At 67.6% G+C, this 11,549-nt stretch carries 11 protein-coding genes and 1 pseudogene; all 12 read right to left on the reverse strand.

The window, feature by feature from the left end:
- A pseudogene (locus G6031_RS06550) lies at nucleotides 1-233 on the reverse strand (hypothetical protein); the annotation flags it as partial.
- Nucleotides 234-252: 19 nt separating this feature from the next.
- On the reverse strand, nucleotides 253-966 hold the full coding sequence (locus G6031_RS06555; RefSeq protein WP_187702112.1) for a hypothetical protein: 714 nt from the start codon (nucleotides 964-966) through the stop codon (nucleotides 253-255).
- Between the two features lie 53 nt (nucleotides 967-1,019).
- On the reverse strand, nucleotides 1,020-2,264 hold the full coding sequence (locus G6031_RS06560) for an MCE family protein (protein WP_107746183.1): 1,245 nt from the start codon (nucleotides 2,262-2,264) through the stop codon (nucleotides 1,020-1,022).
- A complete protein-coding gene (locus tag G6031_RS06565) occupies nucleotides 2,261-3,517 on the reverse strand; it encodes an MCE family protein (protein ID WP_182652815.1) in 1,257 nt (418 codons plus the stop codon). Before G6031_RS06565 ends, G6031_RS06560 begins: the two co-directional genes overlap by 4 nt.
- Entirely contained in the window at nucleotides 3,514-4,743 is a 1,230-nt protein-coding gene (locus G6031_RS06570; protein WP_107746179.1) for an MCE family protein, read from the reverse strand. Before G6031_RS06570 ends, G6031_RS06565 begins: the two co-directional genes overlap by 4 nt.
- On the reverse strand, nucleotides 4,743-5,765 hold the full coding sequence (locus tag G6031_RS06575) for an MCE family protein (protein WP_182652816.1): 1,023 nt from the start codon (nucleotides 5,763-5,765) through the stop codon (nucleotides 4,743-4,745). The genes G6031_RS06570 and G6031_RS06575 overlap by 1 nt, the downstream gene beginning before the upstream one ends.
- A complete protein-coding gene (locus G6031_RS06580) occupies nucleotides 5,762-6,850 on the reverse strand; it encodes an MCE family protein (RefSeq protein ID WP_182652817.1) in 1,089 nt (362 codons plus the stop codon). Before G6031_RS06580 ends, G6031_RS06575 begins: the two co-directional genes overlap by 4 nt.
- A complete protein-coding gene (locus tag G6031_RS06585; RefSeq protein WP_107746173.1) occupies nucleotides 6,847-8,283 on the reverse strand; it encodes an MCE family protein in 1,437 nt (478 codons plus the stop codon). The genes G6031_RS06580 and G6031_RS06585 overlap by 4 nt, the downstream gene beginning before the upstream one ends.
- The gene (locus G6031_RS06590) at nucleotides 8,280-9,137 is read right to left on the reverse strand and encodes an ABC transporter permease (protein ID WP_107746647.1); all 858 of its coding nucleotides are present in this window, start codon (nucleotides 9,135-9,137) and stop codon (nucleotides 8,280-8,282) included. Before G6031_RS06590 ends, G6031_RS06585 begins: the two co-directional genes overlap by 4 nt.
- The gene (locus G6031_RS06595) at nucleotides 9,137-9,967 is read right to left on the reverse strand and encodes an ABC transporter permease (protein ID WP_187702113.1); all 831 of its coding nucleotides are present in this window, start codon (nucleotides 9,965-9,967) and stop codon (nucleotides 9,137-9,139) included. Before G6031_RS06595 ends, G6031_RS06590 begins: the two co-directional genes overlap by 1 nt.
- A gap of 27 nt (nucleotides 9,968-9,994) precedes the next feature.
- Nucleotides 9,995-11,098 (reverse strand): ATP-binding cassette domain-containing protein, encoded by a 1,104-nt coding sequence (locus G6031_RS06600; protein ID WP_182652819.1) that lies wholly within the window; start codon nucleotides 11,096-11,098, stop codon nucleotides 9,995-9,997.
- Nucleotides 11,099-11,288: 190 nt separating this feature from the next.
- Nucleotides 11,289-11,549, reverse strand: a 261-nt coding sequence (gene rplL, locus G6031_RS06605) for a 50S ribosomal protein L7/L12 (RefSeq protein WP_182652820.1), incomplete at its 5' end; no start/stop codon positions are given.

Consider the following 11,549-nt stretch of genomic DNA (forward strand, 5'->3'; position numbering starts at 1 on the left):
GCGGTCCCGGCACCGGCGGTGGTCCCGGCATCCTCGGCGGGTGCGGCGGCGGTGTTCCCGGCATCCTCGGCGGGCGCGGTGTCGGCGGTGGTCCCGGCCTCGGCGGTCCCGTCGTAGTCGTGATTCTCCCCCGCACGCGAACCGCCCTCGGGCCGGGTCGATCCGGCGTGACCGGCCAGGCGGCGGCGAACCGGCTGACCGGCGGGCTTCGGTGTCCTCTTGATGGGTGGCATCAGATGTTCCCGTCCTTCCTCATCGGCCGGCGGAGGTGGTCGGCGCGGTGGTCGGCGCGGTGGTCGACTCCTCCTGCGTGTCGGGGTCGTCGGCGTCCGCGTTCCCGGCTCCGTCCCGGGTGTCCGGCGCCTCCAGCTCCTGGACGGACTGACTCGAGCTCCCGACCGGCACGGTCACGCCCACCTGGTTGACCGCGTTGGCCTTCCACGACCCGTCCTCACGGGTGAGATCCACCCGCATCGCCTGGCGTCCGGTGATGTCGTCCTGGCCCTCACGCTCCGAGTGGGCGGTGAAGACCACCAGCACGGCGGCCTCGCCCGCCTCGAGGTCGAGGACCTCCACCGCGGACTGGGAGACGGTCGCCGTGGTGACCGCCTTCTGCTCCACGACACGGGTGCGGACATCGTCCGCCCACTGCTCCTGCTCCACGAGGAAATCGCCGGTCGAGGCGTCGGCGAGGTGCTGCAGCGACTCGTCGACGTTGCGGTAGTCGAAGCTGAACGCGTTGATGATCACCTGCGACGCCACCTCGGAGACGGTCTCGCGCTCGGTCGCGACCTCGTGTGCCGACCGCGCTTCTGCATAGCGCCAGCCGAACACGCCCAGCACCGCCACACCGGCCACCAGCACGACGATCGAGAGGACCGCCAGCCACCTCGGGACGGCCCGGCCCTCCTCGCCACCGTCCCTTGCCGGACGGTCGCCGCCCCTGACACTGCCCTGCGAACTCATGGCGGCGACGCTACCTGAACCAGGGCGCCCCGGATCACCGCCCGGTCGCCCGGTCACCGCGGGATCAGTCCCTGCAGGACCGCGAGCTGCTCGGCGGCCACGGACAGGTTCAACCGGTCCGGGTCGATCTTGGGCTTGGCGTCCCAGGGCTGCGTGACGCCCGGGTAGGCGTACTCGACCCGGTCGGCGCCGCGAACGGCGGTGGGGCTGCCGAGCGGAACCGTGCACTCGGCGTCGTAGTTCGGCGGGAAGTTCTGTTCCTGCGGGTCGAATGACGGGTCCTGCGCCCTGATCTGGTTGATGATGTCCCAGGTGCCTTCATAACCCTGGGTACACGGCGTGGGGTTGTCCATCTCCAGGACCAGACCGAAGTGGATGGTGCCGTCGCCCGGTGCCACCGACAGGCCGCCGGCCGCCAGGGCCGGCAGCAACTGCAGGAGCACCTTGAACGACGGCGCGAGCGGGTCCACGGTCTTCATGGTGGTCGACAGGTTCCCGATGGTCCGGGTGAGCGGCTCGCCGGAGTTCTCCACCAGGAACCGCGTCTCGTCCGCGAACTCGGGCCCGGTGGTGATGAGACGCTCGAGGTCGGAGTCGGAGTCACGCAGGGCCTCGGTCACCGTACGCAGGTCGCGGGAGAAGCTGATGATCTCCGCGGACTGGTCGGCCTGGGTGTCGAGGACGGTCGCCCCGTCCCGGATGAGGGCCTGCAGTTGCGGCATGGTGCGGATCCCGGAATCGGAGATGCGGATGAGGGAGTCCGAGAGTCGCTGGAGTTGCGGTCCCCGACCCTCGATCGCGGTACCCAACTCGTCGACCATCACCTCGAGGTCGTCGAGCGGCACCGACCGGGACAGCTCGTCGACCGAGGCCAGCAGGTCCTCCACGCGTACCGGCAACGCCTCGCGGCCCGCGCTGATCACGTCACCGTCCTGCAGATACGGCTCGGAGTAGGAATTGGGCCGCAGGTCCACGAACTGCTCGCCGATCGCGGAGCGGTTGGCCACCACGGCCACGGTGTCCGCCGGGATGTCCGGAGCACTGGAATCCAGGTCGAGTTCGACCCGGACCCCGTCGTCGGTGAGCGAGAGCTCGCCGATTCGCCCGACGGGGGTGCCGCGGTAGTTGACCGCCGCGTTGGTGAACACACCTCCGGTATCGGGCAGGTCCAGGTAGACCTGGTACTGACCGATCCCGAACAACGAGGGCAGCCGCACATAGTTGGCCCCGACGTAACTGATCCCCACTGCTGCGATCACGCAGAAGGCGATGAGCTGGGTCTTGAGTATCTTGCTCACTGGTATCCGGGCTCCCCTGGTTCAGGCAGGTAGTTCTCGGAGAACTCCGAGGTACCCGGCGCGGGCCTGGGCGTGACCGCCCGGTCCATGATCGGCGGGATGGGCAACAGCGGCAGGACGATGGTGGTCCGCCTGTCGGGGCCGTTTCCGTTCACCCAGGGGTTGCCTGGGTCGACGTTGTACGGGCCGCTCGTCGTGTTCGGGTAGATCGGCACCGGATCACCCTGGTTCGCGCCGAGGTTACGGAGCGTCTCGGAGATCGTCGCATCCACGGAGAGGAACACGTTCGCCGAGCCGCCGACGCTCGTCTGAATCGACGCGTCGGGGAAGGGGAAGGTGGGGACGAACCCGACAAGGTCGATGAGCTCCGGAGTCGACTCACCCAGGTACTGCAGCACCGGACGCAGTGATCGCAGGTCCGCGATGATGTCCTCCCGGCTGGTGAGCAGGATGTCGGATCCCACCTGCCCGAGCGCGTCGACCCGGCGCAACATCTCCACTAGCTGGGGGCGCTGCTCCTCGAGGAACGCCACCCCGGCGGGCAGCTCGTCGAGAGCGGCCTGGATCTGTTCCCGCTGGTCGTTGGCGCGGGCCGTCATCAGATTGACGCCCTCGAGTGCATCGGTGATGCTGTCGCGCTGACGGTTGAGTCCGGAGATGAGCTCGTCCGCCGAGCGCAGGGTCTCGGTGAGCCCCTCCTCGCGACCGTCGGTCACCGCGCGCAGCTCCGCGACGATCGGCTGGATCTGGTCCACGCCGCCGCCGTTGAGGAGCAGCGAGAGTGCACCGAGCACCTGCTCGATGTCCGTGGCCGTCCGACTGTTCGAGGTCGAGATCACATCACCGTCGGACAACCTGCCGGCGGGCGGTTCGTCCTCGGGTGGGGTCAGTTGGACGAACTTCTCCCCCAGGAGGTTGGTCTGCTGGATCGACGCCTCCACGTTGGAGGGCAGGTCGAGGTCGTCGCGCAGGATGATCTCCACCCGCGCCGTCCACCCGTCCTCCGCGAGCGAGACGCCCGAGACGCGTCCGGCGTCGAGTCCGTTGACCTTGACGCTGGACTGGAGGACCAGGTCGAGCACGTCGTCGAACTGGACGGCCACCGTGATGGGGTCGTCCCCCACGTCGGCACCGCCCGGCAGCGTGTAGTCCTCGAGGTCCATGGAGCAGCCGGACACCAGCGCGGTGACCACGGCGGCGACGCCGAGGGCACGGATTCTGCGGTTGACGACGGGAACTGTGTGTCGGCTCATCCCCGACCCCCTTCCGAGGCGGGCGTCATCGGCCAGCCGTAGTTGCCCGGAACCGTCCCGGGGACTGGGATCGACTGCTTCATCTCGCCTGCCAGGATGCCGAGCGGCAGGTCGGGGTTGGAGGCCCGGAGTTCGCGGTTGCGCTCCGGCGCGAGCGCCTCACAGGCCTGGATGTCAGCGCGACGCAGGTTGTCCAGTTCCCTCAGCATCTCGTCCCCCGGGTTGAGACGGCTCAGCGTCATGAGTGAGCACAGGACGCCGGCCGGGTCCTGCTTCTCCGGCAGGTTCGCGCGCAGCGACAGGGAACCCGACTCGGAGTCGTAGGCGCCGATGAGGTTGGACAGGGCCAGCGGAGCCGTCTTGAGGATCTCCTCGAGATCGTCGCGCTGGTCGACGGTGATCTGACTGAGGGTCACCAGCCGGTCCGCGTTGCTCCGGATCACGTCCTGGTTGTCGCGAACCAGCCGGGCCACGTCGGCGAGCGCGTAGCTGAGTTCACCCAGGGCCCCCTGGAGGTCCTCCCGCTGACCCGACACGGTCCGGTTGAACGTCGCCATCTGGGTGTTGAACTCGCGCACCTGCGCGTCGTTCTGCGCAAGCATGGTGACGAACGACTGCAGATTGACCACGGTCTCGCTGATGTCCTGGCTCGAGTCCGCCAGCGTCGTGGCGGCCTTGGACAGTTCGTCGATCGACCGTCCGAGTGCCGCGCCGTTGCCACCGAGGGTGTCGGCGGACGTGGTCACGAACCGGTCGAGGGCGCCGTCCTTGTTGGCGCCGTCGGGCCCGAGGGCGTCCGTGAGGTCCTTGACCGACGCGTACAGCTTGTCCACCTCGACAGGCGTCGCGGTCCGCTCGAGCGGGATGTGCGCCCCGGACTCCATGACGGGCCCTCCCGAGTACGCGGGGAGGAGCTGGATGGTGCGGTCCGGGATGACCGACGGGGTCACCTGGACGGCCTTGGCGTCGGCGGGGACCTCGATACCCCTGTTGACGTGCAGCTTGACCTCGACGGTGTCGCCCATCGGGGTGACCTCGTCGACGGAGCCGACGGTCACCCCGAGGATCCGGACGTCGGTGCCCTGCGAGACGCCGACGGCCGAGGGGAAGGTCGCGGTGATGGTGGTCCGACCCATCCGCGTGACGGCGAGGTAGGTGACCGCCACGATCGCGACGACGACGACGAGGAGCAGCGCGACCAGCCAGTACGGCAGCTTCTTGTGCATCAGTTGATCCCACTCTGTCGGGCCGGTGCGCGGGCGCCGGGATAGAAGGGCGGTTCGGGGATGCCCGGCGGGACGAGGTTGGTGACCACCGAGTCGAACCAGCGACCGGTGCCCAGCAAGTTGGCGTAGAGCCGGTAGAAGGGCGCCAGGTTGTGGATCGACTTCTTCAGCTCCTCCTCGTGGTCGGTGAGGACCGCCAGCGCGGAGTCCAGGCTGTCGAGGGTCGGCCCGAACTCGGCCTCGTTCTCCGCGACGAACCTCCGGAGCTCGATCGACAGACCACGGGTGGAGGCCAACACGAGCTTGAGCGCCTCCGAGCGGCCGTTGAGCTCGCCCAGGAGCTGACCGGTGCCGACGATGAGCCTCCGGAAGTCCTCGTTGCGCTCCGCGAGGATCGCCGAACTGGTCCTGGTGGCCTCGAGCAGCTCACGGAGTTCGGCGTCGCGGCTGGACAGCGTCTGGGACAACCGGGCCACGCCGTCGACCGCTCCGCGGAACTCTTCGGGTGAGGCCTGCATCGCGTCGGTGAGCGTGTCCAGGCTCTCTGCGAGTTTCGCGTCGTCGATCTGGTCCAGTGTCTCGGCGGCCGAGGAGAACGCGGTGACCACGTCGTAGGGCGCCACCGTGCGGTCGAGCGGGATCGGTTCGGATCGGTCCAACTCGCCGTTCCCCGCCGGGATGAGTGCGAGGTACTTCTGGCCCAGGACGGTCTTGACCTGGATGCTCGCCCGCGTGTCGTCCCCGAGCCATGCGTCCTTGGCCCGGAAGCCCACGACGACCTTGTCCCCGTCGAGTTCGACGTCCGTCACCACACCGACCTTGACGCCGGCCACACGGACCTCGTTGCCGTCGGTCAGCCCGGCCGCTTCGGAGAAGTGCGCCGAGTACTTGGGCCCGGCACCCACGAAGGGCAACGAGTCCAGGCTGAACGCCGTCATGGTGAGAACCAGGATCACCACCACACCGACCGCGCCGATCGTGGCGTTCCCGAACCTGGGCTCACTCGGCTTCCGCTTACTCATGAGATCCCCCCGTTACACCGGGGCGCCACATTGGTGTACACCGGGTGATTGACTGTCGGGCCGCCGCTCGGCAGCAGGTTGGGCACGTTCGTGCCCGGACCGCTCACCACGTCGAGTCCACAGAGATAGAACTGGAACCACGACCCGAACGACCCCATCCGGATGAGATTGTCGGTCTTGACCGGCATGTTCTGCAGAACCGTGCTGAGGGTGTCCCGGTTGGCGGTGATGTCGTCCGTGACCAGCTTGAGGTGATCGAGCGACTCGGTGACGCTCGGCCGGGTCGCGGTGACCACGTTCTCCGCGGAGGACGTCAGATCGGCTATCGAGTCGAGCGAGCTACCGATCGCGTCGCGCTCCTCGGCGAGTCCCTCCACCAGCTGCCTGGTGGTCACCACGAGCTGCTGGAACTGGACGTCCCGCTCGTTGATCGTCTGCAGGACCCGGGTGAGGTTGTCGATGACCTCCCCGATCACCTGATCACGGTCGGCGAGGTGGTTGGTGAGCTGCCCGGTCTGCTGGACCAGGTTCGCGACGGTCCCGCCCTCGCCTTGCAGTACACGGACGAGCGAGTCCGCGAGTGCGTTGACGTCCTCCGGCTGCAATGTGGTGAACAGCGGCCTGAAACCGTTGAACAGCGCCGTGAGGTCCACGGCGGGCGAGGTGTTCTCGATTCCGATGGTCGTCCCCTCCGGCATCATCGGCGCCACTGGCCCGGGTTCACGGCTGATGTTCATGTAGCGCTGACCGATCATGTTGCGTAGCCGCAGCGAGAGGTGGACGTTGGCCGGCAGCGTGCGGTCACCGGACATGGTGAAGTCCACCCTTGCCTGGTCCCGGTCGTGGATCTCGAAGCCGGTCACGTGACCCACCACGACGCCGGCGATCCGGACGTCGTCGCCCTCCTCGAGCATCGTCACGTCGGAGAAGATCGCCGAGTACTCGGTCCCGGCCTCGCGGGTGCCACCGCGGATGGTGGTGGCGAGGACCGTGCTCAGCAGGATGGTGACCACCACGAAGATCGCCAGCTTGACGAACGATCCCAGGACGCCCCCTCGGAAGAGAGCCTTGATCTTGGTGCTCATCGGAAACTCACCTCCGCCCCGCGGAGAGCAGGAGCACCGATCCCGCCGATCCACGCGGGGATCTCACCCGCGTCGCGGTCGGTGGCGACTCCGTAAACGGTGCGGACGGTGTCGGTCTCCAGCGGTGATCCCGCGTAGGCCATCGCCATGACGTCCCTGTCCTGCCCCGCGGTGACGGTCGAGGGGAACGGCAGGTTGGGCTGCTCGGGGACGGCCCGACCCGGGGCGGCGGGTACGGACCCGCGGGTCCGTAGCCCGGGGACCGGACCGTCCTGGTCGAGCGGGTTGGGGAGGGTCGGGATGAATGCCGGCCCGGGATTGCGGGTGGGCGGCTGGTAGGCGCCGTCGGCGATGGCCCCGCCAGGCGCCGAGCCGAAGTTCTGCGGCTGCACTGCCGGCTCGTAGCACCGCGGTCCACGGGTGTCGAAGAACCGCGGCTCGTCCTGGTTGGGGACGTACCGGCCCTTGGGGTTGGCGATCTCGATGGTCACGCGGATGCCCGGGTTCGGGGAATCGACGCCGAGGATCGCGTCGGAGCGATCCAGCGCGATCATGAACTGCTCGACCGTGCACGGCAGCGCCGGGGAGTACTCGGCGAGATACTCCAGCGAGGTCCGGGAGTCGGCGGCGAGGGCGATGAGGTCCGAGCGGTTGGCGGCGAGGAAGCCGGTGAGGACCTCCGCCGAGGTGCTGATCCGTTGGAGCCCGTCCGCGATGTCGGTGCGCCGCTGGATCACGGTATCACCGGTCGTGCGCAGGGCGTCGAGTGCATGGATGAGATCGGGCAACGCCTCCGAATAGGTCTGCGAGAAGGTCGCGAGATCCTCGAGCCCCGCCTCCAGTGCTGGCATCTCCTGGGTGATGCCGTCGAACACCTGGCCGATCTCCACCAGGCTCGCCCCGATCTCGTCGCCCCGGCCCGACAGGGCCTGGTTGAGTGCCCCGAGTGTGCCGGCGAGCTTCTCCGGCGGGACGGCCTCCAGAACCGGGAGCAGACCGTCGAGGACCCGGCCCAGCTCGACCGCGTTACCGCGGGTGTCCTGTTCGATAGTGGCGCCGGGTTCGATGGTCCCCACGGGCTGCTCTGGGAAACCCAGGTCGACGTACCTCTCGCCGAAGAGAGTCTTGGGAAGCATCCTGCCGTTGACGTTGGCCGGGAGCTGGTCGATGAACGCCGGATCGAACTCCATGTTCACGCGGACCTTGTCCCCCTCGGGCTCGACCCCGGAGACGCGTCCGACCAGGACGCCGCGCGCCTTGACGTCGGCGTCGTTGGGCAGGGAGAACGCCATGTCGTCCGCGATCATCGTGACACTGTCCGAGGTCGTGAACGCACGGTTGTAGATGGCGATGGTGGTGCCGACGAACGCCAGGACAATGACGAGGAACAGCGCGGCCAGCAAGCGCTTGGATACGGTCGAAAGCTCGTTCATCCCGCCACCCGCACTGTCGTGGTTGTGCCCCAGAGGGCGAGTCCGACAAAGAAGTTGAGAATCGCGACCACAACGATCGTCGTCCGGACCGCGCGGCCCACCGCCACGCCGACGCCAGCCGGACCACCGGAGGCGGTGAACCCGTAGAAGCAGTGGATCATCACCAGGACGAACGCGAAGATGATCACCTTGATGAACGAATAGATCACGTCTTCCGGTGGCAGGAAGAGATGGAAGTAGTGGTCGAACGAGCCCGTGGACTGGCCCTGAAGCATCGTATTGACGCCCCGTGTCGCCAGATAGGAGGACAGCAAGCCCACCACGTACAGCGGGATGACGGCGATGAACCCGGCGATGATCCGCGTGGTCACGAGATACGGCACGCTGGGAATGGCCATCACCTCGAGCGCATCGATCTCCTCGGAGATCCGCATCGCGCCGAGTTGGGCGGTGAAACCGCACCCGACGGTCGCCGACAGCGCCAGCGCGGCCACCAGCGGCGCGACCTCACGGGTGTTGACGTACGCCGAGAGGAAGCCGGTCAGGACCGAACTGCCGATCTGGTCCAGCGCGGCGTAGCCCTGGAGTCCCACGACGACACCGGTGAACCCACTCATCATGACGATCACGCCGATGGTTCCGCCGAGGACCGCGAGCACGCCCACGCCGAAGGTCACCTCGGCGATCAGGCGCAGGACCTCTTTCCGGTAATGCACGAGAGTCTGCGGGATCCAGCGGATCGCCCGCAGGTGGAACGCGAGCTGGTCACCCAGACTGTCGAACGAGCTGACCGGGCCGCGCACCAGGGCCCGGAGCCGGGCCCTGGTGGGCCCGACGTCGGTGAATATCGCCATCATGACCCCTTCGGCGGAACGATCTGCAGGTACATCGCAGTGAGGATGAGGTTGGCGAAGAACAGTAGGAGGAAGGTCAGGACCACTCCGAGGTTCACGGCGTCGCCGACCCCCTTGGGCCCACCCTTGGGATTCATTCCGCAATACGAGGCGACCACGCCGGCGATGAGCCCGAACACCAGGGCCTTGAACGAGGACATGATGAAGTCGGGCAGCTGCGCGAGCGCACCGAAGGACATGAGGTAGGCGCCCGGGGTGCCGCCCTGCAACAGGATGTTGAACACGTAACCGCCGGCGATCCCGACGATGGACACGAGGCCGTTGAGCAGCACGGCGACGAGCATCATGCCGAGTACGCGCGGGACCACGAGCCTCTGGACCGGGTCGATCCCGAGGACCCGCATGGCGTCGAGTTCCTCACGGATGGTCCGGGCACCGAGATCGGCGGCCACGGCTGAACCGGCGGCGCCGGCGATCAGCAGTGAGGTCACCAGGGGCGCGCCTTGCTGGACGACGGCGAGAACGCCCGTCGCACCTGTGTACGCCTCTGCTCCGAGCTGTTGGACCAGCGATCCGGTCTGCATCGCCACGACCGCCCCGAAGGGGATCGCGACCAGCGCCGACGGCAGGATCGTGACCGAGGCGATGAACCAGGACTGACTGATGAACTCCCGGAACTGGAACGGCCTCCTGAAGATCCCACGAATCACCTCGAGGAAGAGACGGAACACCTTGCCCGCCTCACCGGCTGCACTCCGGACGCCACCACCCACGTCCGCCGGAGACACACCGGACCTCACCTCGGGTTGCTGACTAGCACCCTCCGCCATCTATTTCCCCCGACCTCTCCGGTGTCCTCAGTTCTCGTCGGACCCGTAGTGGTCGTCGATACCTGTCGTCGATGTGGTGTCCGCGGTGCCCCGGGTGGTGGCGCCGGCCGTCGCTGTCGCGGCGTGCTTGCCGTTACCGCCGTGCCCACGGGCCGCCCACTCGGCGCGGATGGCCTCCTGCGCGCCGGCGGGGAGAGTGTCCATCATCTCGGCCACCCGCCTCTCACGGCGGATCTCACCCTTGCGCTCGGGGCCTCCGGGGGTCGGCTGCATCTGCGCCGGGACCCCCGTCACCTCGTCCTCCCCCGGGGAGCCGTCGTTGTGGCCGGCATCGGCCTGCGCCTGCTCCTCGCGCATCTGCGCGTCGTCCTTCTCCTCGGACATGCCGATCGGCCCCAGTTTGGATCCGCGGAGGAACTGGCGGACCGAGGGCTCCTCGCTCGTCAGCAGGACCTCGCGCGGGCCGAACATGACGAGCTTCTTCCGGTAGAGCATGCCCAGGTTGTCCGGCACGGTCCGGGCCAGGTTGATGTTGTGCGTCACGATGAGGATCGTGGCGTCGATCTGCGCGTTGATGTCGATCAACAACTGCGCGAGGTAGGTGGTGCGGACCGGGTCCAGACCCGAGTCGGGCTCGTCGACCAGGATGATCTCGGGGTCCAACACGAGCGCACGGGCCAGGCCGGCGCGCTTGCGCATTCCGCCGGAGATCTCGCCCGGGAGCTTCCCCTCCGCGCCGGTGAGACCGGTGAGCTCGAGCTTCTCCATGACGACGTCCCGGATCTCGCTCTCCGACTTCCGGGTGTGCTCGCGTAGCGGGAAGGCGACGTTGTCATAGAGGTCCATGGAACCGAAGAGCGCGCCGTCCTGGAACAGGACACCGAACAGCTTCCGGATCTCGTAGAGCTCCTTGGCGGTGCACTGGAGGATGTCCGTGCCGTCGATGATGATCTGGCCGCGCTCGGGCCGCAGGAGCCCGATGAGCGACTTCAGGAACACCGACTTACCGGTACCGGACGGACCCAGGAGCGCGCTCACCTCCCCCTCGGGAAGGGTGAACGAGACGTCCTCCCAGATCTTCTGCGATCCAAAGGACTTCGTCAGTCCCTCGACAGATATCTCGATACCCACGTCACCACTCCTCACTGCAGCCATCATCTGTGGCCACGGTCACTGTAAACTACCGTTCGCAGCGCGTGCTTCGTTACATACCGATAAGTAATGTATCGCAACAAACCTCGTCGGACCGACCTGCAGAAATGCCTGTGGGGCGGTCCGGCGACATCGCCGGACCGCCCCACAGGAGACGTGGTGCGTCAGATCACTTGAGCGAGACCTTGGCGCCGGCCTCTTCGAGCTTGGTCTTGGCAGCCTCGGCGGACTCCTTGTCGGCCTTCTCGATGATCGCCTTGGGAGCGGACTCGACGAGGTCCTTGGCCTCCTTGAGGCCCAGGCCCGAGACGATCTCGCGGACGACCTTGATCACGCCGATCTTCTTCTCGCCGGCCGACTCGAGGACGACGTCGAACTCGTCCTGCTCGGCGGCGGCCTCGGCGGCGGCCGGGGCGGCGGCCGCGGCGGC

The sequence above is a fragment of the Dietzia sp. CQ4 genome (genome assembly GCF_014145125.1).
Lineage (GTDB): Bacteria > Actinomycetota > Actinomycetes > Mycobacteriales > Mycobacteriaceae > Dietzia > Dietzia natronolimnaea.

Coding starts and splice junctions, on each gene's coding strand:
- G6031_RS06565 (WP_182652815.1), bottom strand. CDS start 3,517: ATGAGCCGACACACAGTTCCCGTCGTCAACCGCAGAATCCGTGCCCTC.
- G6031_RS06575 (WP_182652816.1), bottom strand. CDS start 5,765: ATGAGTAAGCGGAAGCCGAGTGAGCCCAGGTTCGGGAACGCCACGATC.
- G6031_RS06580 (WP_182652817.1), bottom strand. CDS start 6,850: ATGAGCACCAAGATCAAGGCTCTCTTCCGAGGGGGCGTCCTGGGATCG.
- G6031_RS06590 (WP_107746647.1), bottom strand. CDS start 9,137: ATGGCGATATTCACCGACGTCGGGCCCACCAGGGCCCGGCTCCGGGCC.
- G6031_RS06555 (WP_187702112.1), bottom strand. CDS start 966: ATGAGTTCGCAGGGCAGTGTCAGGGGCGGCGACCGTCCGGCAAGGGAC.
- G6031_RS06570 (WP_107746179.1), bottom strand. CDS start 4,743: ATGCACAAGAAGCTGCCGTACTGGCTGGTCGCGCTGCTCCTCGTCGTC.
- G6031_RS06585 (WP_107746173.1), bottom strand. CDS start 8,283: ATGAACGAGCTTTCGACCGTATCCAAGCGCTTGCTGGCCGCGCTGTTC.
- G6031_RS06595 (WP_187702113.1), bottom strand. CDS start 9,967: ATGGCGGAGGGTGCTAGTCAGCAACCCGAGGTGAGGTCCGGTGTGTCT.